Origin of the sequence: Pseudomonas sp. Fl5BN2, from assembly GCF_009908205.1 — a bacterium.
Lineage (GTDB): Bacteria > Pseudomonadota > Gammaproteobacteria > Pseudomonadales > Pseudomonadaceae > Aquipseudomonas.
Genome location: NZ_JAAARL010000019.1, coordinates 22,370 through 46,810, shown reverse-complemented (window position 1 = coordinate 46,810; position 24,441 = coordinate 22,370). Strand labels below are relative to the sequence as shown.

General features: G+C 61.1%; 23 protein-coding genes. 13 read left to right on the top strand and 10 right to left on the bottom strand.

The genetic code is table 11. The features are described 5' to 3' along the window. Nucleotides 1–16: 16 nt before the first annotated feature. Nucleotides 17–1,276 (bottom strand): cation:proton antiporter, encoded by a 1,260-nt coding sequence (locus GV819_RS24270; protein ID WP_161758581.1) that lies wholly within the window; start codon nt 1,274–1,276, stop codon nt 17–19. 193 nt (nt 1,277–1,469) lie between these two features. Beyond that, nucleotides 1,470–1,598 (bottom strand): hypothetical protein, encoded by a 129-nt coding sequence (locus GV819_RS33310; RefSeq protein ID WP_256667579.1) that lies wholly within the window; start codon nt 1,596–1,598, stop codon nt 1,470–1,472. 113 nt (nt 1,599–1,711) lie between these two features. Between GV819_RS33310 and GV819_RS24265 the strand changes: the two genes are divergently transcribed. Further along, nucleotides 1,712–2,545 carry an EamA family transporter gene (locus GV819_RS24265; protein WP_161758580.1) on the top strand — a complete coding sequence of 278 codons (834 nt, stop codon included), beginning with the start codon at nt 1,712–1,714 and terminating at the stop codon, nt 2,543–2,545. Nucleotides 2,546–2,580: 35 nt separating this feature from the next. Beyond that, nucleotides 2,581–2,967: an MAPEG family protein gene (locus GV819_RS24260; protein WP_161758579.1), complete on the top strand. Its 387-nt coding sequence runs from the start codon at nt 2,581–2,583 to the stop codon at nt 2,965–2,967. 47 nt (nt 2,968–3,014) lie between these two features. On the opposite strand, the gene mltA is transcribed toward GV819_RS24260, so the two are convergent. Continuing rightward, on the bottom strand, nt 3,015–4,190 hold the full coding sequence (mltA, locus tag GV819_RS24255; RefSeq protein ID WP_161758578.1) for a murein transglycosylase A: 1,176 nt from the start codon (nt 4,188–4,190) through the stop codon (nt 3,015–3,017). Nucleotides 4,191–4,321: 131 nt separating this feature from the next. On the opposite strand from mltA, the gene GV819_RS24250 reads away from it, so the two are divergent. Further along, complete coding sequence (locus GV819_RS24250; RefSeq protein WP_161758577.1) at nt 4,322–4,771, top strand: c-type cytochrome; 450 nt, start codon at nt 4,322–4,324, stop codon at nt 4,769–4,771. A gap of 54 nt (nt 4,772–4,825) precedes the next feature. On the opposite strand, the gene GV819_RS24245 is transcribed toward GV819_RS24250, so the two are convergent. The 4 genes from GV819_RS24245 to GV819_RS24230 form a co-directional block, all read right to left on the bottom strand. Beyond that, nucleotides 4,826–5,221, bottom strand: a complete 396-nt coding sequence (locus GV819_RS24245; RefSeq protein ID WP_161758576.1) for a DUF1090 domain-containing protein — start codon at nt 5,219–5,221, stop codon at nt 4,826–4,828. A 123-nt stretch (nt 5,222–5,344) separates the two neighbouring features. Then, nucleotides 5,345–7,015 (bottom strand): NAD-dependent DNA ligase LigB, encoded by a 1,671-nt coding sequence (gene ligB / locus GV819_RS24240; RefSeq protein WP_161758575.1) that lies wholly within the window; start codon nt 7,013–7,015, stop codon nt 5,345–5,347. Between the two features lie 226 nt (nt 7,016–7,241). Continuing rightward, nucleotides 7,242–8,432, bottom strand: a complete 1,191-nt coding sequence (gene metK, locus GV819_RS24235; protein WP_161758574.1) for a methionine adenosyltransferase — start codon at nt 8,430–8,432, stop codon at nt 7,242–7,244. A 19-nt stretch (nt 8,433–8,451) separates the two neighbouring features. Beyond that, nucleotides 8,452–9,447, bottom strand: coding sequence for an ArsR/SmtB family transcription factor (locus GV819_RS24230; RefSeq protein ID WP_161758573.1), 996 nt, complete (start codon nt 9,445–9,447; stop codon nt 8,452–8,454). Nucleotides 9,448–9,707: 260 nt separating this feature from the next. Here GV819_RS24230 and tkt point away from each other — a divergent pair, with 260 nt between their 5' ends. The 6 genes from tkt to fba all read left to right on the top strand — a co-directional run bounded on the left by tkt (nt 9,708) and on the right by fba (nt 16,038). Then, on the top strand, nt 9,708–11,705 hold the full coding sequence (tkt, locus tag GV819_RS24225; RefSeq protein ID WP_161758572.1) for a transketolase: 1,998 nt from the start codon (nt 9,708–9,710) through the stop codon (nt 11,703–11,705). Between the two features lie 153 nt (nt 11,706–11,858). Then, on the top strand, nt 11,859–12,938 hold the full coding sequence (epd, locus tag GV819_RS24220) for an erythrose-4-phosphate dehydrogenase (RefSeq protein WP_161758571.1): 1,080 nt from the start codon (nt 11,859–11,861) through the stop codon (nt 12,936–12,938). Between the two features lie 17 nt (nt 12,939–12,955). Further along, on the top strand, nt 12,956–14,119 hold the full coding sequence (locus tag GV819_RS24215) for a phosphoglycerate kinase (RefSeq protein WP_161758570.1): 1,164 nt from the start codon (nt 12,956–12,958) through the stop codon (nt 14,117–14,119). A 32-nt stretch (nt 14,120–14,151) separates the two neighbouring features. Further along, nucleotides 14,152–14,373, top strand: a complete 222-nt coding sequence (locus tag GV819_RS24210) for a hypothetical protein (protein ID WP_161758569.1) — start codon at nt 14,152–14,154, stop codon at nt 14,371–14,373. 60 nt (nt 14,374–14,433) lie between these two features. Beyond that, nucleotides 14,434–14,763, top strand: a complete 330-nt coding sequence (locus GV819_RS24205; RefSeq protein ID WP_161758568.1) for an MliC family protein — start codon at nt 14,434–14,436, stop codon at nt 14,761–14,763. Between the two features lie 210 nt (nt 14,764–14,973). Then, nucleotides 14,974–16,038, top strand: a complete 1,065-nt coding sequence (gene fba, locus GV819_RS24200; protein WP_003229012.1) for a class II fructose-bisphosphate aldolase — start codon at nt 14,974–14,976, stop codon at nt 16,036–16,038. Nucleotides 16,039–16,505: 467 nt separating this feature from the next. On the opposite strand, the gene GV819_RS24195 is transcribed toward fba, so the two are convergent. Further along, the gene (locus GV819_RS24195; RefSeq protein WP_161758567.1) at nt 16,506–17,177 is read right to left on the bottom strand and encodes a polysaccharide lyase family 7 protein; all 672 of its coding nucleotides are present in this window, start codon (nt 17,175–17,177) and stop codon (nt 16,506–16,508) included. Between the two features lie 320 nt (nt 17,178–17,497). Between GV819_RS24195 and GV819_RS24190 the strand changes: the two genes are divergently transcribed. From GV819_RS24190 to GV819_RS24180, 3 genes are read left to right on the top strand one after another with little or no spacing between them, the layout of a single operon-like run. Then, entirely contained in the window at nt 17,498–19,621 is a 2,124-nt protein-coding gene (locus GV819_RS24190) for a putative bifunctional diguanylate cyclase/phosphodiesterase (RefSeq protein WP_161758566.1), read from the top strand. 42 nt (nt 19,622–19,663) lie between these two features. Further along, on the top strand, nt 19,664–20,176 hold the full coding sequence (locus tag GV819_RS24185; protein ID WP_161758565.1) for a M48 metallopeptidase family protein: 513 nt from the start codon (nt 19,664–19,666) through the stop codon (nt 20,174–20,176). 23 nt (nt 20,177–20,199) lie between these two features. Next, entirely contained in the window at nt 20,200–20,496 is a 297-nt protein-coding gene (locus GV819_RS24180; protein WP_161758564.1) for a winged helix-turn-helix domain-containing protein, read from the top strand. A gap of 3 nt (nt 20,497–20,499) precedes the next feature. Here GV819_RS24180 and GV819_RS24175 read toward each other — a convergent pair whose 3' ends face one another. Next, nucleotides 20,500–20,952, bottom strand: a complete 453-nt coding sequence (locus GV819_RS24175; protein ID WP_161758563.1) for a GNAT family N-acetyltransferase — start codon at nt 20,950–20,952, stop codon at nt 20,500–20,502. Nucleotides 20,953–21,231: 279 nt separating this feature from the next. On the opposite strand from GV819_RS24175, the gene GV819_RS24170 reads away from it, so the two are divergent. Further along, nucleotides 21,232–21,969, top strand: coding sequence for a substrate-binding periplasmic protein (locus GV819_RS24170; protein WP_161758562.1), 738 nt, complete (start codon nt 21,232–21,234; stop codon nt 21,967–21,969). A gap of 117 nt (nt 21,970–22,086) precedes the next feature. Here GV819_RS24170 and yccS read toward each other — a convergent pair whose 3' ends face one another. Further along, nucleotides 22,087–24,273 carry a YccS family putative transporter gene (gene yccS / locus GV819_RS24165; RefSeq protein ID WP_161758561.1) on the bottom strand — a complete coding sequence of 729 codons (2,187 nt, stop codon included), beginning with the start codon at nt 24,271–24,273 and terminating at the stop codon, nt 22,087–22,089. Nucleotides 24,274–24,441 lie beyond the last annotated feature (168 nt).

Here is a 24,441-nt window from a genome sequence, read left to right as displayed (position 1 = left end):
ACAGATCAATAAATGATCAATGAGCCTCGGTCTTGCTGGCAGGGGTCTCGCTAGTGACGTGGCGCACCAGTTTGCCAATGCTCAATCCCTGCAGCAGGATCGACGACAGCACCACGATGTAGGTAATGCTCAGTACCAGGTCACGCTCCGGCCCCAAGGGCAGCGCCAGGGCCAGCGCTACCGAGACGCCGCCCCGCAGGCCACCCCAGGTCAGTACGCGGATGGTGCCCCGGGGTACGCTGCGCCAGCGTCGCAGCAGGAGGATTGCCGGGGCCACGGTGAGCAGGCGCGAGAGCACGATGGCTACCGCCAGCAGACTGGCGGCCGCTAGGTGCAGCCAGTTGAACGGCAGCAGCAACAGTTCCATGCCAATCAAGGCGAACAGCAAGGCGTTGAGCATGTCGTCCAGCAGTTCCCAGAAACCATCCAGATAGCGGCGAGTCATGTCGTTCATTGCCAGGTTGCGTCCTAGGTTGCCGATGATCAATCCGGCCACCACCATGGCGATTGGCGCCGATACGTGAATCTCACTGGCCATTGCCGAGCCGCCGATCACCAGGGCCAGGGTCAGCATCACTTCGATCTGGTACTGCTCGATGCTCTTGATCATCAGGTACACCAGATAACCGATCAGCCCGCCAAACAGCGCGCCGCCAATAGCCTCATGCACAAACAGCCATGCGGTGGCAGTCACGGTCGGGGTTTCACCCAGTTGTGCGATCCCCAGCAGTACCGTGAACACCACGACCGCAGTGCCGTCGTTGAAGAGCGACTCGCCGACGATGGTGGTCTTCAGCGGCTTGGAGGCGTTGGCGGTCCTTAGCACGCCCAGCACCGCAATCGGGTCGGTGGGCGAAATCAGTGCGCCGAACAGCAGGCAGTAGAGGAAGCTCACGTGCCAGCCAAACAGGCCGAAGATCCAGTAGGCCAGACTGCCGATGGCGAAGGTGGCGATCAGTACGCCGACGGTGGCCAGCAGGCCGATGGGCCAGCGATAGCTGCGCAGGTCGTTGAGGTTGACGTGCAGGGCACCGGCGAATAGCAGGAACGACAGCATCCAGTTCATCAGCAGATCGCCGAAGTCGATCTTGCCGATCAGCTCTTCGATATGTTCTTCAAGACCGGGGTAGCCGAGGTAACTCAAGCCTTGCAGCAGCAAGGAAAACAACAGGGCGGTGACCATCACGCCGATGGTCGGCGGCAGGCCGATAAAACGGAAATTGACGTAGGTAAGCAGGGTCGTCAGGCAGATAAAGGCAGCGACAAGTTCAAGCATCCGAACTCCTTTGGATGATCACAGGGAAAGCAGCCTGAACGCTTTCAGGCCAAGGGTTTGATGTATCGGCGACGGGGCGGGGCACAGAACATTCAGATCTGGCCGCTCGATGGTGGCGATTTGATTGCGGATACCGGTTCTGTGCACTCATTGACCACAGGGGCGGCACGACGTTGCAGGTCAATGAAGAAAATTACCGCGAACATGCACGGAGCGCGTCCGCCTGGCTGTGAGCGGGGTCAGCCAGCAGGTCCATGGTGACGAATTCAGTGCTGACGATGCCAAGGGCAGTAACAGTCAGTGCAAGCAAGGACAGTGGCATGCGAGGATTCCTGGCCTCTATCGGTGGCAGTGGCATTGCCGCGCACTGCATCAGCGCTGACAGCGCCGAGGGGCAGGCGATCCGATTCTCTTCAGGACAGCAGGGAGTGTGAGGTGCTGGCGACAAGTCTGGTTTTGGTGGCGGCGCTGCTGCATGCAGCCTGGAATACCCTGATCAAGTTCAGTGGCGAGCGCCTTTTGGTGGTGGCGTGCATGGACAGCGTGGCGTTGCTGTTCGTGGCAATCATGCTGTTTTTCCTGCAGTGGCCGCCGCTGGAAATCTGGCCGTGGATCATCGCCTCGGCTGCCTTTGAGCTCTTGTATCGCTATCTGCTGATCCAGGCATATCGAGTGGGGGACCTGGGCCTGGTCTATCCACTGATGCGCGGACTGTCACCCCTGGTCGTGCTGGCCCTGACCCTGATCTTTGCCGGCGAGGTGCTGAGTAGCCAGCAGATCTTCGGCATCTTACTGATTCCCTTCGGCATGCTCTGCCTGCTCTGGCAGGGCGGCGGCGGTACGCGCCTGCCCTGGAGCATGTTGCCGGTGGTGGTACTGATCGGCCTGTGCATCGGTTGCTACACCTTTATCGACGGTCAAGCGTTGCGTCGCTGGTCACACCCGATGGACTACCTGACCTGGGTCACTTTGCTCAGTGCGTGGCCTTTCCCCTTGGTGGCGGTGGTGTGGCAACGGCGGCCCTTTGCGCTGTTCTGGCGCGAGCAATGGCGTCTCGGCCTGAGCGTCGGCTTCTGCGTGTTGTTCAGCTACGCTCTGGTGCTTTGGGCCATGCAGTTGGGTTCGATTGCCGAGGCGGCGGCGTTGCGCGAGGTCAGTGTGATCCTGGTGGTGCTGTTCGGCATGCGCTACTTGAAAGAACCTTTCGGCCGGTCACGGCTCTTAGCCTGTGGGTTGGTACTGATCGGCATGTTGGTGATGAAGTTCTGAACACTCCCTAAAAACTCTAAAAAAGGATTCGCGCTATGACTGTCGCTTTCTGGTGTGTGTTGATCGCTATCTGCCTGCCGTATCTGTGTACCGGTATCGCCAAGTTCGGCGCTGGCCAGTACGGCCCCCGGCAGAACCATGATCCGCGGGCATTCCTCGAGACTCTGGAAGGGTTTGCCAAGCGTGCGCATTCCGCACAGCTCAACGGTTTCGAAGTGACCCCGGCGTTTGCCGCGGCGGTGATCATCGCCCATGTGGCCGGCAACGCTGAACTGGTGACTATCAACGTACTGGCGGTGTTGTTCATCACCAGTCGCCTGCTGTACATCATCTGCTACCTGGCGGATTGGGCGATCCTGCGTTCCCTGGTGTGGTTCGTGGGGATGGCTCTGATCGCCAGCTTCTTCTTCGTTTCGGTCTGATACTGGTAGTTGCAGAAGCCAGCGAGCCGGCTTCCGCGCTCTGGGGTTTACGGGGTGTCGGCGACTTCCGGGACTTTAGGCAGTGCCGCGCCCTTGGGCCAGAGCATCCAGATCTGGCCTGACTGCTTCATGTCGCCGGCCAGTTGGCCGGCGGCGTCGCCAGTGCCCCAAAACAGGTCGGCGCGCACCTCTCCGGTAATGGCGCCGCCTGTGTCCTGGGCCGCCACCGGGCGTACCAGGCTGCTGCCGTCGGGGCGGGTCGTGGACAGCCATAGCAGGCTACCTAGGGGGATCACCTTGCGGTCCACTGCCACGCTGTAGCCAGAGGTCAGGGGTACGTTCAGCGAGCCTCGGGGGCCTTCGTTGCTGTCCGGGTTACGGTTGAAGAAGACATAGCTCGGGTTGCTGCCCAACAGCTCTGGGATCCGCGTCGGGTGGGCCTTGGCCCAGGCCGCGATAGTGCCCATGGTTACGTCTTCTTTCTTCAGTTCGCCCTGGTCCACCAACCAGCGCCCGATAGGCCGATAAGGGTGGCCGTTCTGGTCGGCATAGCCGATCCGCAGTTGGCGACCATCATCCAGTTGAATCCTTCCCGAGCCCTGGATCTGCAAGAACTGCAAGTCCATCGGGTCTGTCAGCCAGGCAATCACCGGCGCCTTGACCCCTTTGCTCTCGATGGTTGCTGCATCGTCATAGGGTTTGAGCACCCGGCCTTCGAGTCGACCCCGCAGGCGTTTGCCCTTGAGCTCCGGATAGAGGCTGTCCAGGGCGACGATGATCATGTCGTCGGGCACGCCGTACACGGGCACATTGGCAACTTGGGTTGGGGTCAGGCTGCCGGGATACACCGGCTCGTAGTAGCCGGTGATCAGGCCGGTACCACTGCCGCTGCCCGAGCGCAGGCCATAGACCTCCAAGTGCTCCTTGAGAAATCCACGGATGGCTTCGGGGGTTTGCGGCATGTTGGCCGCTGCGGCACAGGTGGCGCCCCAGACGGGGTCGGCCTTCAGGCGGGTACAGGCGCTGCGCCAGGAGCCGAAGCCGGCCAACAGGTCGTTGTCGGCAACGCTGGGCAGAGAGTCCCATGGCGCGCTGTTGTATGTAGCCAGGGCGTGGGTTGGTGCTGGCTTGCCACTGTCGCCGCCGTTGCAACCGGCCAGTAGTGCCAGGGCCGGGAGGGCCCAGAGCAGGTGGCAGCGCCAGTGGATGAAGCTTGCATTCATGCTGTGTTTCCTTGGGTGATTGCCCGCAGGTTCGCACTGCGGACAACCCGTATTATTAATAGGGCTATTGGTGTTTGCCGGGGAGGCGAGGATACTGGCCGCCGTTTCCCGTGACCTGACCAGAAACCACCATGACGCTAAAAAGACTCTCTGTTGTATTGCTGGCCTGCCTGACGCTTTCCGCCTGTGGCGGTGTCGACCCTAATTCCCCTTTGGGCCAGCGCAAGGCAATCTTCAAACAGATGCTCAAGACCGGCGAGGACCTGGGGGGCATGCTCCGTGGGCGGATTCCTTTCGACGGTGCGCGTTTTGCCGAGGGCGCGGTGCGGCTCGACAGCCTGTCCCGTGAACCCTGGAAGCATTTTCCCGAGGTCAAGGAAGAGGATCACACCAGTGCCACGGATGATGTCTGGCGTAAACAGGCGCGTTTCCAGGAGCTGGTGCGTAATCTTGAGGCCGCCACCGGTGAGTTGGTGACTATCAGTCAGGTCCAGCCTTACAAGGCCAGCAACCTCGGGCCGGCCGTGCAGAAGGTTGAAGATGTCTGCAGTGCTTGCCACAAAGAGTTCCGTAATCACTGATCGGCGGCTTTGCTGAAAAGGGCGGCTGTCGCCAGAGAGCCGGCCCCTCGCTACTTACTTGTCCAGTTCGTCCAGGGCTTGTTGCAGTTCCTTGCGGGACTCGGCGAGCTTCTCTTTGCGTTTGTTGATCTTCTCCGAGTCGCCTTTCTTCATGGCTTTTTCCAGGTCGGCCTGACGGCGGCTGACTTCATGCTTGGCTTCCAGCACCTTGTTTTCCCGCTCTTTCTTCAGCGAAGCGTCGGTGCAGTGGGCCGTGACTTCACTCAGGGCGCGTTCCAGGCCGGCTTGCTGATCGCTGTTGCCGTGGGCCTTGGCCTGTTCGATCTGGGTCATGATGGCTTGGCGTTTGGCGGCACAACCGGTCAACGGCGAGGCTTGCTCGGTGGCCAGCAGTGGCGCGCTCATCAGGCTGCAGAGGGTCAAGGTGGCGAGCGATGGAAAAATTTTCATTTAAGACTCCTGGTGAAAAAGATCAAAAAATAACCAGCAAAAAATATGACGATTGTATTGGAGCTGGGCTCTTGGAGCCCATTTCTGCCTGGGTGGTTCAACGCTCCCGCCCAAGATTAAGGACTAAAAACCTTCGATGCCGGCGTCACTCAAGGTAGCGCGTAGGGCCAGCACCTGTGGATCACGAAAAAATGCCGTCAGTTGTGCAGCACGTTCCGCACCAATTCCCGTTTCGTTCTGCCAGTCCTGGCGGTCTTTCAGCGCCAGGGCCTGCCACGGACCGCTGAGGTCGGCGGAGCCGCTGGGTGGCAGGCCTAGCGCCTTCAGCCAGCGTTCGAAGGGTTGCTGCCTGGCGCTGTGCAGGTTCTTGAGCAAACGACCACTGCTGCGCTCACCAAAGCCGGCAATGTTAGCAAGCTCTGCTTGATCGAGGGTCAGCCAATCCAAAAGGCCTTTGATACGGCCTGTTTCAACCAGCGTGACCCAAGTTTGCCTGCCGACATTCTGCAGGTTCAGGCCTTGCTTGCTGCTGAGCCAGGTCAGTCGCGCCAGGAATTGGCTCTCGCAGCCGGGTGACGGTTGCCAGCAACTCATGGGGTGAAAGGACTCCTGTGCCGGAGCCTGGACGGGCGGGCGTTGTTGGCTCCTGAGTACTACGCCGTCGAGGCGTGGGATGGTCAGTCCGGCGAGGCTGATCGCCACCTGATCGCCGGGGACAATGTCCAGGCTTCGCCAGCGTTGCAACGAGCCGACGCTAACGCGGCGGATCTGCCGGTCGTCGAGGGTCACGGGGTCGATTTCGAGCAGGGGGGTGATGCGTCCGGTGCGACCGATCCTGAACTGCACTTTGCGCACGCTGGCCAGGGCCTGTACATGGGGATACTTCCAGGCGGCGATCCACTGTGGAGTCTGGGCTTGCCAGCGTTCGGCGGCAGGGCGCCGGCTTTGCCGGAGGATGATGCCATCGCTGGCAAAGGGCAGAGGCGAGCGGTACCAATGCTCCCGCCAAAGATGGATGTCGCTGAAGTGGGTGATGGCGCGGCTGTATTCCAGGCCTTCGGGGAATCCAAGGCTGGCGAGTTGCATCAGCCGTTCATTCAGGGTGCTGGGACCTTGTGGCCAATCCCAGACAAACAGGCCGATCTGCGCCGCTTCCCTGGGTGCCAGTTGCTTTCGCGCCATCCATCCTGCTACCCGACTGCGGGCATTGAGGCTGCCAGTACGCGCTTGCACATGCAGGTCCAGGCGTTGATAGAGCTCTCCCTGGAGCACTAGATCGATAGGGCGCGGCAACTGCTGGGGAATGGCCGCAATCTGTCGAGCGGTACTGCTCCAGTCATGGCCGCGCTGGCCGTCACCCCGGCTCAGTGCCTGCTGGAAGCGGCCTTTACGGTAGATCAGGGTCACGGCCACGCCGTCGATCTTGGGTTGCACCCAGACATCCTCACGTCCCGTGAGCCAGACCTGTACGGCGTTGGCGTCGGGGAGCTTTGCCACGCCGGTGTGGGCGATGGGGTGAGGGATGCTGCCGCGGGAGCTGGCCAGGGGCTGCTCCACGGGCAAAGAGGCCTGAGGGAAGCAGTGGCGCAAGGCATCCAGGCGCTGGCGTGATTGGTCATACAACTCGTCGGCCACCAGTGACTGACCGAGACGGTGATAGCTGTCGTCCCAGTGTTTGAGTTGTTGCTGCAGCGTGGTGATTTCCCTGGTGGCTTGCGGGGCAGTCCAATCCGGGCACTGGGCCTGGGCGGCCAGGGGAGTGAGAGTCAGCAGCAGGCACAGTCTTGGCAGCATGGGGAGCATCCTTGCTCTGGGTTGGCATGCCTTGAAGGTTAGGTGGTGCTGGGAAAGGCATCGCTGGCAGGTATTTGCGGGGTGTTTCGCTGAGGTTGAAAGCGCCTTCGGCGGTCAGCCGGCTCCTGACAGGATGGCTGTTTGGCGGATTGGGGAAGAAACCTCAGGCTACAAAAAAGCCCCGCCGGGAATGCCGGGCGGGGCTTTGGATGTTGCCAGGTGAAGCTTACAGGCCGGCGGCGGCGCGCAAGGCGTCGGCGCGGTCGGTTTTTTCCCAAGTGAAGGTGGTGAAGGTGTCTTCGCCCACGGTCTTGGTCTGCGGAGCACGGCCGAAATGGCCGTAGGACGCGGTTTCCTGGTACATCGGGTGCAGCAGGTCGAGCATGGTGGTGATCGCGTAAGGACGCAGGTCGAAATGCTCGCGGACCAGCTTGATGATCTTGTCGTCGCTGATCTTGCCAGTGCCGAAGGTGTTCAACGAGATCGAGGTCGGTTGTGCGACGCCGATGGCGTAGGACACCTGGATCTCGCAACGTTGGGCCAGGCCTGCAGCGACGATGTTCTTGGCTACGTAACGGCCAGCGTAGGCGGCCGAACGGTCGACCTTCGATGGATCCTTGCCGGAGAACGCGCCGCCGCCGTGACGGGCCATGCCGCCGTAGCTGTCGACGATGATCTTGCGACCGGTCAGGCCGCAGTCACCCACTGGGCCACCGATGATGAACTGGCCGGTCGGGTTGATGTGGAACTGGGTGTCCTTGTGCAGCAGCTCGGCTGGCAGCACGTGTTTGACGATCAGTTCCATCACGCCTTCGCGCAGGTCGTTGTAGGACACTTCCGGGTTGTGCTGGGTCGACAGCACCACAGCGTCGATCCCGACCACAATGCCGTTTTCATAGCGGCAAGTGACCTGGGACTTGGCATCCGGACGCAGCCAAGGCAGCAGGCCCGATTTACGGGCTTCAGCCTGGCGGTGCACCAACTGGTGGGAGAAGGCGATCGGGGCTGGCATCAGCTCTTGGGTTTCGTTGCTGGCGTAGCCGAACATCAGGCCCTGGTCACCGGCGCCCTGGTCTTCAGGCTTGGCACGGTCGACACCCTGGTTGATGTCAGGGGACTGCTTGCCGATGATGTTCATCACGCCACAGGTAGCGCCGTCGAAGCCGACTTCGGAGCTGGTGTAGCCGATTTCGCAGATGACGTCGCGAACGATCTGCTCCAGGTCGACCCAGGCGCTGGTGGTGACTTCGCCGGCGACGATGGCAACACCGGTCTTGACCAGGGTTTCCACTGCCACACGGGCGTGTTTGTCCTGAGCAATGATGGCGTCCAGCACCGCATCGGAAATCTGGTCAGCGATTTTATCCGGATGCCCTTCAGACACGGACTCGGAGGTGAAAAGGGAGTATTCGCTCATCTCGACGGTTTCCTAAAATTTACCGATGGTGAGTGTTGCCAGCCGGTCGCTGAAAGTGGCGAACCTGGATCTGGAAACCATTACGTAAACCTATATAAAGGCTTTCCCCGGGAGTCAGTCCCGCAGCGGTGGCCCAATGGGCCAAATCATCTTGTTCGAACCCTAGCCAGAGATCGCCGCAAGCCTCTTTGGCCCAGCTCTGGTCGTGGCTGCACAAGTCTGTCACTAACAGGCTGCCGCCTGGTTGTAGCAAGTCGGCCATCTGTTTGAGGGCCTCGGCCGGTGCGGCGAAATGGTGCAAGACCATGTTCAGTACCACGCAATCGGCTTGGAGTTGCACGCCATTCAATGCATCGGCCAGTTGTAGGCTGACGTTAGCCAGTGTTTCGCGTTCACACAGCTGGCGCGCCAGTTCAAGCATCGCCGGGCTGTTATCCAGGGCGGTCACCCGGGCAAAGCGTCGGGCCAGGTCGGGGAGGAATCCACCGTCGCCGGGACCGACTTCAATGGCCGTGGCCATTGGGTTGAAACTCAGTTTGTCCAGCAGCGCGAGCACACTCTCGCGGTACTGGGGCAGTCCTGCAATCAGGTCCTGCTGGGCACGGAATTTCTCCGCTACCCGAGAAAAGAAGTCCTGGCTGGCCGCGGCCCGTTGCCGATGAACCAGGCTGATTCGCGACTGCACCTCTGTTGGCAGAGGCAATTGGTCGACCTCGTCCAGCAACGCTGCGTGCAGTTTGCCGCCCAGAAGCTCGGTGTGGGGCAGGGAGCGGCGATAGAAGATCGCATTGCCTTCACGGCGAGTCGCCACCAGGCCAGCCTGAGACAGGACCTTCAGGTGATGGCTCATGCCTGACTGGCCGATGGCGAAGATCTGCGCCAGCTCCAGCACGCCGAACGAATCGTTGGATAGCGCACGCAATACATTCAGCCGCAAGGGATCGCCACCGGCTTTGCACAAGGCAGCCAGGTCGTCGCAATCATCATGGCGAATGGAGGGCGCGGGGAGATTCATAGGGGCAGCAGTCTAGTGATGGCGGGAACAGCCTGCAAGACCAATATCAAAAAGTTTTGATATTGAGCTGCGAGGTTCCTGTGCCAGAGCCTTGGTTTCTTCTCTTAACGAACGGTGGCGCAGTTTCATCAGTCGATTCTGCATCTATCCATGGGAAAAACATGCCTGAGTGACTATCTGTCATTGCCCCCGCCAGACGCCTGAGGGAAAATGCAGGCCTTTTTTCCGTTTCGTTTTATTCAATCCCCAGGAGATCAGCGATGCCCAGCCGTCGTGAGCGTGCCAACGCCATTCGTGCCCTCAGCATGGATGCCGTGCAAAAAGCCAACAGCGGCCATCCAGGTGCCCCTATGGGTATGGCGGATATCGCCGAAGTACTTTGGCGTGACTACCTGAAGCACAACCCGAGCAATCCATCCTTCGCCGACCGTGACCGCTTCGTGCTGTCCAACGGCCACGGCTCGATGTTGATCTACTCGCTGCTGCACCTGACCGGCTACGACCTGTCGATCGATGATCTGAAAAGCTTCCGCCAACTACACAGCCGCACCCCGGGCCACCCTGAATTGGGCTACACCCCAGGCGTGGAAACCACCACTGGCCCGTTGGGTCAGGGTCTGGCCAATGCCGTGGGCTTCGCCCTGGCGGAAAAAGTCCTGGCAGCCCAGTTCAACCGCCCAGGCCACAACATCGTCGATCACCACACCTACGTATTCCTGGGTGATGGCTGCATGATGGAAGGCATTTCCCACGAAGTGGCATCCCTGGCCGGTACTTTGGGCCTAGGCAAGCTGATCGCCTTCTACGATGACAACGGCATCTCCATCGACGGTGAAGTCGAAGGCTGGTTCACCGACGACACGCCGAAGCGTTTCGAAGCCTACAACTGGCAGGTGATCCGCAACGTCGACGGCCACGATCCGGAAGAGATCAAGACCGCCATCGACACCGCGCGCAAGAGCCCGCTGCCGACCCTGATCTGCTGCAAGACCACCATCGGTTTCGGTTCGCCGAACAAGCAGGGCAAGGAAGACTGCCACGGCGCGCCACTGGGCGCCGAGGAAATCGCCCTGACCCGCGCCGCGCTGAAGTGGAACCATGGCCCGTTCGAAATTCCTGCCGACATCTACGCCGAGTGGGACGCCAAGGAAGCCGGTCGCGCCGTGGAAGCCGAATGGGATCAGCGTTTTGCTGCCTACTCCGCGGCATTCCCAAGCGAAGCCAATGAACTGGTGCGTCGCCTGAGCGGTGACCTGCCGGCGGACTTCGCCGAGAAGGCCAACGCCTACATCGCTGAAGTAGCGGCCAAGGGCGAAACCATCGCCAGCCGTAAAGCCAGCCAGAACACTCTGAACGCTTTCGGCCCGCTGTTGCCAGAGTTCCTCGGTGGCTCGGCCGACCTGGCCGGTTCCAACCTGACCCTGTGGAAAGGCTGCAAGGGCGTCAGCGCTGAAGACGCCAGCGGCAACTACATGTACTACGGCGTGCGCGAGTTCGGCATGACCGCCATCATGAACGGCGTGGCCCTGCACGGTGGCCTGGTACCTTACGGCGCGACCTTCCTGATGTTCATGGAATACGCCCGCAACGCGGTACGCATGTCGGCCCTGATGAAGCAGCGGGTGATTCATGTCTACACCCACGACTCCATCGGTCTGGGTGAAGACGGCCCGACCCACCAGCCGATCGAGCAACTGACCAGCCTGCGCACCACCCCGAACCTCGACACCTGGCGTCCAGCCGATGCCGTGGAATCAGCGGTGTCCTGGAAGCACGCTCTGCAGCGCAAGGACGGCCCATCGGCGCTGATCTTCTCGCGTCAGAACCTGCAGCACCAAACCCGTGATGCCGGTCAGATCGCCGACATCAGCCGTGGTGGCTACGTGTTGAAAGACTGCGCAGGCGAGCCTGAGCTGATCCTGATCGCTACCGGTTCGGAAGTGGGCCTGGCGGTTCAGGCGTTCGACAAGCTGACCGAGCAGGGCCGCAAGGTGCGTGTGGTTTCCATGCCGTGCACCAGCGTGTTCGACGCCCAGGATGCGGGCTACAAGCAATCGGTACTGCCGTTGCAGGTCAGTGCGCGGATTGCCATCGAAGCTGCTCACGCTGACTTCTGGTACAAGTACGTCGGTCTGGAAGGCCGGGTGATCGGCATGACCACCTACGGCGAGTCGGCGCCTGCGCCGGCCTTGTTCGAAGAGTTCGGTTTCACCCTGGAGAATATCCTGGGTCAGGCCGAAGAGCTGCTGGAAGACTAAACCCGGAAGCCGGGTTGTCAGCGCTGACGCAATCGCGAGCAAGCTCGCTCCTACAGGGATGTATACCGTCCTTGTGGGAGCGAGCTTGCTCGCGATGACGATGGCGCAGGCAGCACGAAGCTGACGGTTTCATCACCGGTCATTGAGAACCCCATGCCTCAACCGCGTCCCTATAAAGTTGCACTCAACGGCTACGGCCGGATTGGTCGTTGCGTCTTGCGTGCTCTGTTCGAGCGGGGGGCTGCGGCCGGGTTCGAAATCGTCGCGATCAACGATCTGGCCGACATGGCCAGCGTGGAATACCTGACACGCTTCGACTCCACCCACGGCCGGTTCCCGGGCGAGGTGAAGGTCGATGGCGACTGTCTGCATATCAATGGTAATTGCGTGAAAGTGTTGCGCAGTGCCACCCCCGAAGGCATCGATTGGGCGTCCCTGGGCGTCGATCTGGTGCTGGAATGTTCCGGTGCCTACCACACCCGGGAAGACGGCCAGCGCTTCCTCGATGCCGGCGCGCCGCGAGTGCTGTTTTCCCAACCGATGGCCAGCGAGGCGGATGTCGACGCCACCATCGTCTACGGGGTGAACCAGGATTGCCTGAGCGGTGACGAGCTGCTGGTGTCGAGCGCTTCCTGCACCACCAACTGCGGCGTGCCGCTGTTGCGTTTGCTGAATCAGGCCATTGGCCTGGAATACGTCTCGGTGACCACCATTCACTCGGCAATGAACGATCAGCCGGTGATCGATGCTTATCACCACGAAGACCTGCGCCGCACCCGCTCAGCGTTTCAGTCGGTGATCCCGGTGTCCACCGGACTGGCGCGGGGTATCGAGCGCTTGTTGCCGGAACTTGCCGGCCGAATTCAGGCCAAAGCTGTGCGGGTGCCGACGGTCAACGTGTCCTGCCTGGATATCACCATGCAGACCGTGAGTGACACCGACGCCAGCGAGGTCAACCGGATCCTGCGCGAGGCGGCTACCAGTGGCCCGCTCAAGGGCTTGTTGGCGTATACCGAGCTGCCTCACGCCAGCTGTGATTTTAATCACGATCCCCATTCGGCGATCGTCGATGCCAGCCAGACCCGTGTTTCCGGCCCCCGGCTGGTGAACATCCTGGCGTGGTTCGACAACGAATGGGGCTTTGCCAACCGAATGCTGGATGTTGCAGGGCACTATCTGCAAACAGCTGCTCCACGTTCTGTCTCTAAACTCTCTGCTTCTAAAGACCAGTAACCCAGGAATTGCGACCCATGACCGTGTTGAAGATGACCGACCTCGATCTGCAAGGTAAGCGCGTGCTGATCCGTGAAGACCTCAACGTCCCAGTCAAGGACGGTGTTGTCACCAGCGATGCGCGAATCCTGGCTTCGCTGCCGACCATCAAGCTGGCCCTGGAAAAAGGTGCGGCCGTGATGGTTTGCTCGCACCTGGGCCGTCCGACCGAAGGCGAGTTCTCCGCTGAGAACAGCCTCAAGCCGGTGGCTGACTACCTGAGCCGTGCCTTGGGCCGCGAGGTACCGCTGGTAGCCGACTACCTGGGCGGCATCGAGGTCAAGGCCGGCGACATCGTGCTGTTCGAGAACGTGCGCTTCAACAAGGGCGAGAAAAGCAACGCCGATGAACTGGCCCAGCAATACGCTGCTTTGTGCGATGTATTCGTGATGGATGCTTTTGGTACCGCACACCGTGCCGAAGGCTCGACCCACGGCGTTGCCAAGTTCGCCAAAGTGGCCGCAGCAGGCCCTTTGCTGGCGGCTGAGCTGGACGCGCTGGGCAAGGCCCTGGGCAACCCGGCCAAGCCGATGGCGGCGATCGTTGCCGGTTCCAAGGTCTCGACCAAGCTTGATGTGCTCAACAGCCTGAGCCAGATCTGCAGCCAGTTGATCGTCGGCGGCGGTATCGCCAACACCTTCCTCGCCGCTGCTGGTCATCCGGTGGGCAAGTCGTTGTACGAGCCGGACCTGCTGGACACCGCCCGCGCCATCGCTGCCAAGGTCAGCGTGCCGTTGCCGGTGGACGTGGTGGTGGCCAAGGAGTTCGCCGAAAGCGCTGCAGCTACCGTCAAGCTGATCGCCGACGTAGCCGATGACGATATGATTCTCGACATCGGTCCGCAAACCGCCGCGCAATTCGCCGAGTTGCTGAAGTCCTCCAAGACCATCCTCTGGAACGGTCCGGTGGGCGTGTTCGAATTCGACCAGTTCGGTCATGGCACCAAGGTGTTGGCCCAAGCCATTGCCGACAGCGCGGCATTCTCGATTGCCGGTGGTGGCGACACCCTGGCCGCCATCGACAAATATGGCGTTGCCCAGCAGATCTCCTACATTTCTACCGGTGGTGGCGCCTTCCTCGAGTTTGTCGAGGGCAAGGTGCTGCCGGCGGTTGAAGTCCTGGAAGCCCGGGCTAAAGCCTGAGGTCCTCTCTGGCCAGGCAAAGGAGTGTTCTGATGGTCAAGACGTTGCCACTGTTGATTGCCGCGGCCTTGCTTGCAGGGTGCTCAAGCACCCCGCAAGCACAGTCGGGGAGCGAGGCCGGAGAGCCGGAGAAAGGCTGTTATCAGGCCGACTGGCAAGCCGAGACGGCGCCGGTGATCAACAAGCGCCTGGGGCCTGAAGGCCTGGAGAAGTACGAGACACCGTCAAAGGCCAAGGAACAGGGTTGTCCTTGACGGGTCAGACTGGATAACGCGACGTGCTGCGCTCTGTGGAGCGCCAGCCGAGGAACATTGATGAAAGGTTTGATCGCCGTGGCGATGCTGGGCTTGCTTGCAGGTTGCGCCAACCTGAACCTGCTCAAGTCGCCGACCACTGACAACTGGACGACCTGGACCTGCGACAGCCAGGCCCAGGTGCTCTGGCGCTACACCGACGACAGCCGCAAGGCTGTCGACGTGCGCCTTGGGGGTGACGACCAGGTGCGCCGCCTGAAGCTTGAGCCCAGCGGTTCGGGCTCGCCGTACAGCGATGACATGCTGGCGTTTCACGTCAAGGGTGAGGAAGGCCTGGTCTACTGGGTCGCCACCAATGACCTGATCGGCCGTGGCTGCAAGGCCATGTAGGAGCTGGCTTGCCAGCGAAGGCGGCGTCGAGACCTGAGCAAGGCTCAAGGGCCTTTTCGCCGGCGAGCCGGCTCCTACAGGGCTGTAGAGATTTGGTTTTAACGCATAGAACAGAGCGGGCTGACCCCCGATCTGCAATCACTTGAATAGCAGTCGCCGCTACGGCAGGCTTGCACGATTAACGACCCTCGACCGGGAGAGAGACACACAATGGCACTCATCAGCATGCGCCAGATGCTGGACCACGCAGCCGAGTTCGGCTACGGCGTTCCAGCCTTCAACGTCAACAACCTTGAGCAGATGCGCGCCATCATGGAAGCCGCTGACAAGACCGACTCCCCGGTGATCGTTCAGGCTTCCGCCGGTGCGCGCAAGTACGCCGGTGCGCCGTTCCTGCGCCACCTGATCCTGGCTGCCATCGAAGAGTTCCCGCATATCCCGGTGTGCATGCACCAGGACCACGGCACCAGCCCTGACGTCTGCCAGCGCTCCATCCAGTTGGGCTTCAGCTCGGTGATGATGGACGGTTCCCTGGGCGAAGACGGCAAGACTCCGACCGACTACGAGTACAACGTGCGCGTGACCCAGCAGACCGTGGCCATGGCTCACGCCTGTGGCGTTTCGGTTGAAGGCGAACTGGGCTGCCTGGGTTCCCTGGAAACCGGCATGGCCGGTGAAGAAGACGGTATCGGCGCCGAAGGCGTGCTGGATCACAGCCAGATGCTGACTGATCCTGAAGAAGCGGCTGACTTCGTCAAGAAAACCCAGGTCGATGCCCTGGCCATTGCCATCGGCACCAGCCACGGCGCCTACAAGTTCACCAAGCCACCTACCGGCGACGTGCTGGCGATCGACCGGATCAAAGAGATCCACAAGCGCATCCCCAACACGCACCTGGTGATGCACGGTTCGTCTTCGGTTCCGCAAGAGTGGCTGGCGATCATCAACCAGTACGGCGGCGACATCAAAGAAACCTACGGCGTACCGGTTGAGGAAATCGTCGAAGGCATCAAGTACGGCGTACGCAAGGTCAACATCGACACCGACCTGCGCCTGGCGTCCACGGGTGCCATGCGTCGCCTGATGGCCACCAACCCGAGCGAGTTCGACCCGCGTAAGTTCTTCGGTGCCACCGTGACCGCCATGCGCGACGTGTGCATCGCCCGTTACGAAGCTTTCGGCACTGCGGGCAACGCCTCGAAGATCAAGCCGATTTCCCTGGAAGCGATGTTCCAGCGCTACCTCAAGGGTGAGCTGAACGCCAAGGTCAACTAAGCCTTAGCGTCGAGCGAAAAAGCCCGCAGCGATGCGGGCTTTTTTGTGCCCGGAATTCCCGCCTCCGTAGCCGCCGGCTTGCCAGCGAAGAGGCCCTTTTGGCCTGCGCTGCGTTCAAGGACGCCTTCGCCGGCAAGCCGGCTCCCACAGGGGATCCAGGTGATTATTGTAGGAGCTGGCTTGCCAGCGAAGAGGCCCTTTGGGACTGCGCTGCGTTCAAGGACGCCTTCGCCGGCAAGCCGGCTCCTACGGGGTATCCAGGTGATTATTGTAGGAGCTGGCTTGCCAGCGAAGAGGCCCTTTGGGACTGCGCTGCGTTCAAGGACGCCTTCGCCGGCAAGCCGGCTCCCACAGGGGATCCAGGTGATTATTGTAGGAGCTGGCTTGCCAGCGAAGAGGCCCTTTGGGATTGCGCTGTGTTCAAGGACGCCTTCGCCCGCAAGCCGGCTCCTGCACGGGGAGGGGGTTTAGATTTTGTTGTGGTCGATATCCAGCTTGGAGAAGGTTACCTTGCCGCCCTCGCTGGTGTAGCCGCTGTTGTCCTGTACATAAACCCCGGCCTTGAAATACAGCGGCTTGTCGCGCCAGCTGGCGCTCAGTTGGCCATCCCATTGATATCCCGCTGCACTGACCCCTAGGGCACCACCTGGGCTCAGGTGGATCAGGTAGGAAAACTTTCGGCCCATGGGCACGTTCTTGGCAATGGTGATCACCCGGCCCTCATCGTCATCCGGGCGCATGCGTACCTTGGCGACGATGTTGCCGCGGCTGTTGCTGGTCTTGTACTGGTACTCCACTTTCACCAGGGGCTTGGTGCTGTTGTAGGCGTGGATCTGACCGATGACGATCTTGCCCGACGAAGGCACCTGGTTCACCGCCAGGGTCGCAGACAGCAGATTGTCCGCTTCGGGATAGGTCCAGTTGCGCAGGGTGCCGTTGGCATAGGTCTCGCGCAGTTCGGTGCGCGGGTAGATGGCGTTCTCGGTTCTCGAGCCGGTAACCGGAGACCAGAAAAACAACGTGCCGGTGTTGGAGTGGAAGTACTGGTCCTTGAAGCCTTTGACCAGTGTCGGGGTGTCGATGGTTGTCGGCGGGCTGCCGACAGGAACGCTGAGGTTCCAGGTTGCCAGGTCGATCATGGTCGATGTTTCCCCAAGAGCATGTCAGTTGCAGCAAGCCGAAGGCTTTAGTCTGCGCTTCTTCGGGCGTCTTTATAGCGCAGTGCAGGTGTCTGGCGAGGTCCGTGTGGCGGAAATATGACGCCGGCAAAGTATCAAATTGCCATCTGTCCCGGTTTTTGCGCGGCCAAAGTGTGACCGTTAGTCGGGAGTCGTGGCCATTGATGGAGTGATGGTGTGCTGACAGCTTCTGCTTTCGTATATCCGGGTCTAGAGTGAAACCTCAGTATTTGTCAGGTTTTTCTCAAAAGTTCGATCTCATTACAGACAAGAGAAGCAGCATGGAATGCGTGCAACCGGGGGCAACTGAAGGCCACTCCACTCTTTTGATCGTCGATGACTATCCTGAAAATCTCCTAAGCATGCGCGCGCTGTTGCAGCGTCAGGATTGGCAGGTGATGACGGCTGCCTCAGGCATTGAGGCCCTGGGCCTGCTGCTCGAGCATGAGGTGGATCTGGTCTTACTGGATGTGCAGATGCCCGGCATGGACGGCTTTGAAGTGGCCAGGCTGATGCGTGGCAGCCAGCGCACCCGTCTGACGCCGATTATTTTTCTGACGGCCAACGAACAGTCCCAGGACGCGGTGATCAAGGGCTACGCCAACGGCGCGGTGGATTACCTGTTCAAGCCTTTCGACCCGCAGATCCTCAAGCCCAAGGTTCAGGCGCTGCTGGAACACCAGCGCAATCGCCGGGCGCTGCAGCACCTCAGTCATGACCTGGAAGTGGCCCGGGCGTTCAATGCCTCGGTGTTGGACAACGCCGCCGAAGGCATCCTGGTGGTGGACGAGGACGGGCGGGTACGCTTCGCCAATCCGGCGGTTTCACGCTTGCTCAGTGCCCAGGTGAAAGAGTTGGAAGGTTCGCTCTTCCTCAACTATCTGCAAAAGCCCCATGTTCCCGACTGGCATCAATCCGAGTTGTTCGCCTGCTATCGCCAGGGACAAACCTATCGCTTGCATGACGCGCTGTTACGCACCGTTCCCGGCCAGCAGCTCAGCGTGGCATTGTCCTGCGCGCCCTTGCCCAGCGAGCAGAAGGCGATGGTGGTGACCCTGTTGGACATGTCCGAGGTGCATCATCTGCATCAGCAACTGGAATACCAGGCGGTGACCGATCCGCTGACCGGGTTGCTCAATCGGCGCGGCTTCTACCAGACGGTGGAAAACATCCTGTTGCGCAGTGATCGCTCGGGCAAGACCCTGGTCCTCTTGTACCTGGATCTTGATGGCTTCAAGCGCGTCAACGATTCCCTGGGGCACGATGCCGGCGACCGGATACTGCGCTGGGTGTCCGAACAGTTGAAGGAGTGCCTGCATTCATTCGACATTCTCGGGCGCATGGGCGGTGACGAGTTCACCGCCTTACTGGAACTGAGACTCCCCGAACAGGCGGCGAAAATCGCCGAGAAGCTGATCGAGCGCCTGTCCATCAGCCAGCAGATCGATGGCCTGGAGGTGGTGCTGGGGGCCAGTATCGGCATCGCCATCTACCCCGACTGCGGCTCCAACCTGGATGGCTTGCTGCGGGCGGCGGACATTGCCATGTACGAGGCCAAGCGCGCCGGTCGCCAGCAATATCGTTATTACGACCACGAAATGAACGGCCGCGCGCGTTCCCGGTTGATGCTCGAAGAAAGCGTGCGCAGTGCGGTGGAGCGCAAGGAGTTCACCCTGGTCTATCAGCCCCAGGTGGCGATTGCCGATGGGCGCTTGCGAGGGTTCGAGGCGTTGTTGCGTTGGCGTCACCCGAGTGTCGGCGATGTACCGCCGGGGCTGTTCTTGCCCTTGTTGGAGGAAGCGCGGCTGATCAGTCGCCTGGGCAGTTGGATCTATCAACAGGGCGCCGCCCAGCGCAAGGATTGGGAGCAGGTGTTCAGTCCGGAATTGGTGCTGGGGGTCAGTCTCAGCGCCACCCAGTTCGGCATGCCCAACCTGGCCACCGAACTACGCCAGGTCCTGCTGTGCCATGGCCTGCAACCTCGCCAGTTGGAGGTCGAGGTCACGGAAGCGGCACTGACCCAGAACCTGGATGACACCCGCAAACAGTTGCAGCTGCTGCATCAGTTGGGAGTGCGAGTGGCTCTGGACGACTTCGGCTCGGGCAGTTGTTGCCTGGCTTACCTGCGTGACTTGCAACTGGACACCCTCAAGCTCGACCGTCATCTGATCGCGCGCTTGCTCACCTCGCCGCGGGATGCCGCGATCGCCCGCAGCGTGATTGATCTGTGCCGGCAATTCGGTTTGCTGGTGATTGCCGAGGGTGTAGAAACCCTTGAACAGTACGCATGGCTCAAAGCCAACGGCTGTGAGTACGTGCAAGGTTTCCTGGTGGCACGTCCACTGACCGCCAGCACCGCCAGTCAGTTTGCCCAGCCTTTTGACTGGAGCGCGTTGCAGGCCTGAATTCGCTACACTGCTGACCTTTGCACCTTGCGTTGCCCTCTCATGACTGCACTCAAATACCTCCAGGCCTACCCCGTTGCCTTGCAAGAGCAAGTGCGCCAACTGATCGTTGAAGAGCGTCTGGGCGACTACCTGAACCAGCGCTATCCGCAGAAACACCCGGTGCAGAGTGACAAGGCGCTGTACAGCTACGCGCTGGAATTGAAGCAGGAGTACCTGCGCAATGCACCGGCGATCGACAAGGTGCTGTTCGATAACCGCCTGGACCTGACCCATCGCGCCCTCGGCCTGCACACTACCGTGTCCCGGGTGCAGGGCGGCAAGCTCAAGGCCAAGAAGGAGATTCGCATCGCCTCGCTGTTCAAGGAAGCGGCTCCGGAATTTCTGCGGATGATCGTGGTGCACGAGCTGGCGCACTTCAAGGAATCCGATCACAACAAGGCGTTCTACAAGCTCTGCGAGCATATGCTGCCGGGCTATCACCAGCTGGAATTCGACCTGCGGGTCTACCTGACCTGGCGCGATCTGCAAACCAAGGCAGTGGCGTCGGATTAACCCTTAGCGACAAGGAGTGGGCGATGGATGTAAGCAAGACCAAGAGCAGTTTCTACCGCCGCCTGTATGTGGCGTACCTGATCGACAGTGGCCTGGCCAGTAGCGTACCGGCGTTGAGCGAAGTGACCGGCATGCCCCGGCGCACCGCCCAGGACACCATCACCGCGCTGGCGGAGCTGGATATTCTCTGTGAGTTCGAGCAGCAGGATGGCGCCCGTAATCATGCCGGGCGCTATCGGATCCACAGTTGGGGGGCGATCGACAAAGGCTGGATCGAGCCCAATCTACGGCAGATCAAGGCGGTGCTGGGGTACCCCTGAGGCTCAGGGGCGGCGCATGCCGATATGCGGGATATCGTCTTCCAGGTACTCCTCGCTCGCCACAATGAACCCGTAGCCTGCGTAGTAAGCCTGAAGATGTGACTGGGCCGAGAGATAGATCGGAGTCTCGGGCCAGTGCCGTTGTGCCTGCTTCAGTGCTTGCTCCATCAAGGCGTGGCCCAGGCCCTGGCCGCGAGCCTGCTCGGCGGTCACCACACGGCCGATCACTACGTCGCCGCCTTGGGAGATCGGGTCCAGCAGGCGCAGATAGGCCAGCAAACGGTCACCGTCCCAGGCCATCAGGTGGCAGGTGTCGCCTTCAAGGTCGCGGCCGTCAACTTCCTGATAGGCGCATTTTTGCTCTACCACGAACACTTCGGTGCGCAGTTGCAGAATGGCGTACAGCTGTTCTTTACCCAGATCGGTGTGATGTTTGCAGACCCATTCGATGGCCATGTTCATATCCTGTGAAAAGTGCTGCACGAGATAGTAAGCACATCGCCGCGGGATGTCTTGTCAGGTATCACCCAGAGGCTGTTTCTGTGAGTTAGGTCAAAATGCCACTATTTGTTGTCGCTGGTTTTTGTCTTCTTTGTGTAATCTGCTTTCAACTCCTGTACATCGCTTTCGATGAGCTAATGTTAGGGCCTGGGGTCGACCTGCCAAGTGTCGGTAGGGTCCCTTAAGTGTGAGCTGGTACGCGCCGGGCTCCGTGCCCGCTAAGGATCTTTTAGCATGCTGCGATTGCATCGAGCTTTGGCTTTGATCGGATTGCTGTTGCTGGACCAGAGCGCTTCTGCACAGAAGCTGCGACTGGTCGCTGACACCTGGCCTCCCTTTACTGACGCGACCTTGGTCAACGGCGGCGTGGCCACCGATATTGTCAGTACTGCCCTGGCCCGCGCCGGCTACTCCAGCGAGTTTGAACAGGTGCCCTGGGCTCGGGCCCTGTTGGGTATTGGCGAGGGGCGCTACGACGTGCTGGTCAATGCCTGGTACAACGAGGAGCGCACTCAGTTGGGGCAATTCTCTTCGGAGTACATGCTCAACCGGGTGCGCTTCATCAAGCGCAAGGACGCCCCGCTGGAATACAACAATCTCAAGCAACTGCACGCTTATCCGGTGGCGGTGGTGCGTGGCTATGCCTATTCCCCGGAGTTCGACAATGACCCGGACCTGCAGAAGGTTCCGGTGCACAACTTCGCCATGGCCGTGCGCATGCTGGCGGCGGACCGGGTCAAGCTGACCCTGGAAGATGAATACGTTGCCCGTTACTACCTGGCCCGGGAGTCACCGCGGGTACGTAACGCGGTGGAGTTCCTGCCCAAGCCCCTGAGCGAAAACAGCCTGCATATCCTGGTGAGCCTGAAGAATCCCGAGCATGCGCAGATCGTTGCCAGGTTCGATCAGGAAATTGCCGCGATGAAAGCGGATGGCAGCTACGACCGCCTGTTGCGCGAGCACGGCATGTAACCGGGCAGTAGGCTGGTGCAGGCGCTGGCTTGTGTAGGAGCTGGCTTGCCAGCGAAGAGGCCCCCGGATTTCACGCAGCTCCCGCGGCCCCTTTCGCCGGCAAGCCGGCTCCTACGGTTATTCAGCGCTGCTGGTGTCCTTGATCAAATGCGCCGCCAGGGTCCGTAGCGGGCCCAGCTGGCGGCAGATCAGCCCCAATTGGGTTTGCACCAGGCGCTGGCCTTCGTCGATCTCGTCGGGCATCTGCTCCAGTTCATTGGCCAGCGCCTCCTCGGTATCGCTCTGGATCGCAATCGGGGTCTTGTTGGCCAGGCCCTGGGCGATCTCGTCGATACTCGCCGCCAGGCTGCCCCCGGCCCCCTCGATCAGTTGCTCGCGGACCTCGCTCGGCAGTTGGGTTTCCCGGTGTGCGCCGAGTCCCGAAAGATAGCTGAGCAGGGTGTGGGACAGCACCAGGAAGCGGAAGCCCACGTCTGCCTCCTTACGGAAGTGCCCCGGCTCCATGAGCATGTTGGCCAGGGTGGTGGACAGTGCGGCATCGGCGTTGTGGGCGTTGCGCCGGGCCAGGCGGTAGGCGAGGTCGTCGCTCTTGCCGGCGGCGTACTGCTGCATGATCTGGCGCAGGTAGATGCTGTTGCAGGTCAGGGTGTTGGCCAGCACCTTGTTCAGGCGCCGGCCTTGCCAATCCGGCAGGAACAGGAACACCGCGAGCCCGGCGATCAGGCTGCCCAGCAAGGTATCGAACAGCCGTGGCAGGAACAGTCCGTAACCATCGCCCACCTGGTTGAAGCAGAACAGCACCATCAGGGTGATGGCGGCGGTGGCCAGGGTGTAGCGGGTGGTGCGGTTGGTAAAGAACACCACCCCGGCGGCAATGGCGAACAGCGACTGCACCAGCGGGCTGGGGAACAGGTCGAACAGCGCCCAGGCGATGGTCAGGCCAATGGCGGTGCCGATGATCCGCTGTCCCAGTTTGCGCCGGGTAGCACCGTAGTTGGGCTGGCAGACGAACAGCGTGGTGAGGATGATCCAATAGCCCTGGGACGGGTGGATCAAGTGCACCATGCCGTAGCCGATGCTCAGCGCCAGGGGCAGGCGCAGTGCGTGGCGAAACAGCAATGAGGTCGGCGTCAGCTGGGTGCGCAGGCGCGTCCAGACATCCTTGAGGTTGCGTGGCGAGCGGTCCAGCAGGCTGCTGTCGGTGGCGTCGGCCAGGGCATCGGGATTGCTGGCGTCGCTGAGCAGCCGGTCGAGGGTGCCGAGGTTGGCGGCCAGGGCGCGCAGCGAGCGCAGCAGCCCGCGCCAGGCCGGGTTGCTCTGGATGCGCAGGTGTTCCAGGGAGGCGTGCAGGTCGCTCAGGGCTTCGGCGAAGCTGGCGTCGTAGACGAATGGTTGGCGCAGCTGGATGGATTCTGCCAGGGCGCGGCAGGCCTTGCCCTGCTGGCGCAGCAGGCGCTGGCAGCGGAACAGCACGTCGCTGTGGAAGAAGGCATCGGCCAGGGCGTTGTACGGGTAGTGGGACGAACTGGCGCGTTCGTGGATGTCCTGAGCGAGGAAGTACAGCTTCAGGTAGCGGCTGACCTTCGACCCTGGCCGGCCATTGCCGACCCGGTGCAGGATTATTTCCTTGGCCGCGTTGAGAGCCGCCACCACCTTGCCATTTTGCTGGGCCAGTTCCAGGCGTCGGGCTTCCACATCCAACTGGCGGATCGGTTCGAACAGCGACGACTTGAGCTTGAGGTAGTAGCCCAGTTCGCGGAACAGCCGGGCCAGGCTCTGTTGCACCGGCTGGTTGGAGAACAGCGCCTGCCACAGCACCGACAGCAGGCCGTACCAGGCGGCGCCGGCTACCAGCAGCAGCGGTTCATGCCAGAAGTCGATCACCGCGCCGCCGCGCTGGTCGACGCCGATCATGGTGTAGACCGAAAGAATCAGGGTCGCCGAGGCGATGGCGCCGTAGCGTTCGCCCAGGGCTCCGAGCATGGTCAGGCCAAAACTGGCCAGGGCCAGGGCGATGGCGAAGATCCAGGGGTAGGGGAACAGCAGTTCCACCGACAGCGCGGCGATGCTGAAACACACCAGGGTCACCGCCAGGGAGTTCAGCCGGCCTTGCCAGCTGTCGTCGGTTTCCGCCAGGGCGCTGGCGATGATGCCGAGGAACAGCGGGATCAGCAGGGCCATTTCATCCTGATACCAGCACAGCGCCATGCTGCCGGTCAGAGCGATGAACACCCGTACGCTGTAGCTGAATTTATCCAGTGCCCAGAGACGGCGCAGGGAATGGCGAAGAGAGGTCGATGACATGGAGTGGGGCAGGCCTTCCGGGGCAATGCAGCTAAATTGAGCCAGTATTGACGACGGCGCAATGCCGCCGTCACATCCTTGAGCAAAATTCGTTCCCGCCGGCCTGAAACCAAGTCTGCTGCCGAGGTTTCCCTGTCGTCGCTGGCGCCGGTTGCGATCGAGCCGAAG

Bases quoted from the DNA above. Each gene is read 5' to 3' on its own strand.
- GV819_RS24205 (WP_161758568.1), top strand. From the start codon at position 14,434: ATGAAAGGTTTGATCGCCGTGGCGATGCTGGGCTTGCTTGCAGGTTGC.
- GV819_RS24230 (WP_161758573.1), bottom strand. From the start codon at position 9,447: ATGAATCTCCCCGCGCCCTCCATTCGCCATGATGATTGCGACGACCTG.
- GV819_RS24190 (WP_161758566.1), top strand. From the start codon at position 17,498: ATGGAATGCGTGCAACCGGGGGCAACTGAAGGCCACTCCACTCTTTTG.
- GV819_RS24260 (WP_161758579.1), top strand. From the start codon at position 2,581: ATGACTGTCGCTTTCTGGTGTGTGTTGATCGCTATCTGCCTGCCGTAT.
- mltA (WP_161758578.1), bottom strand. From the start codon at position 4,190: ATGAATGCAAGCTTCATCCACTGGCGCTGCCACCTGCTCTGGGCCCTC.
- GV819_RS24245 (WP_161758576.1), bottom strand. From the start codon at position 5,221: ATGAAAATTTTTCCATCGCTCGCCACCTTGACCCTCTGCAGCCTGATG.
- GV819_RS24250 (WP_161758577.1), top strand. From the start codon at position 4,322: ATGACGCTAAAAAGACTCTCTGTTGTATTGCTGGCCTGCCTGACGCTT.
- yccS (WP_161758561.1), bottom strand. From the start codon at position 24,273: ATGTCATCGACCTCTCTTCGCCATTCCCTGCGCCGTCTCTGGGCACTG.
- GV819_RS33310 (WP_256667579.1), bottom strand. From the start codon at position 1,598: ATGCCACTGTCCTTGCTTGCACTGACTGTTACTGCCCTTGGCATCGTC.
- GV819_RS24170 (WP_161758562.1), top strand. From the start codon at position 21,232: ATGCTGCGATTGCATCGAGCTTTGGCTTTGATCGGATTGCTGTTGCTG.
- epd (WP_161758571.1), top strand. From the start codon at position 11,859: ATGCCTCAACCGCGTCCCTATAAAGTTGCACTCAACGGCTACGGCCGG.
- GV819_RS24215 (WP_161758570.1), top strand. From the start codon at position 12,956: ATGACCGTGTTGAAGATGACCGACCTCGATCTGCAAGGTAAGCGCGTG.
- GV819_RS24195 (WP_161758567.1), bottom strand. From the start codon at position 17,177: ATGATCGACCTGGCAACCTGGAACCTCAGCGTTCCTGTCGGCAGCCCG.
- fba (WP_003229012.1), top strand. From the start codon at position 14,974: ATGGCACTCATCAGCATGCGCCAGATGCTGGACCACGCAGCCGAGTTC.
- tkt (WP_161758572.1), top strand. From the start codon at position 9,708: ATGCCCAGCCGTCGTGAGCGTGCCAACGCCATTCGTGCCCTCAGCATG.
- metK (WP_161758574.1), bottom strand. From the start codon at position 8,432: ATGAGCGAATACTCCCTTTTCACCTCCGAGTCCGTGTCTGAAGGGCAT.
- GV819_RS24180 (WP_161758564.1), top strand. From the start codon at position 20,200: ATGGATGTAAGCAAGACCAAGAGCAGTTTCTACCGCCGCCTGTATGTG.
- ligB (WP_161758575.1), bottom strand. From the start codon at position 7,015: ATGCTGCCAAGACTGTGCCTGCTGCTGACTCTCACTCCCCTGGCCGCC.
- GV819_RS24210 (WP_161758569.1), top strand. From the start codon at position 14,152: ATGGTCAAGACGTTGCCACTGTTGATTGCCGCGGCCTTGCTTGCAGGG.
- GV819_RS24185 (WP_161758565.1), top strand. From the start codon at position 19,664: ATGACTGCACTCAAATACCTCCAGGCCTACCCCGTTGCCTTGCAAGAG.
- GV819_RS24270 (WP_161758581.1), bottom strand. From the start codon at position 1,276: ATGCTTGAACTTGTCGCTGCCTTTATCTGCCTGACGACCCTGCTTACC.
- GV819_RS24175 (WP_161758563.1), bottom strand. From the start codon at position 20,952: ATGGCCATCGAATGGGTCTGCAAACATCACACCGATCTGGGTAAAGAA.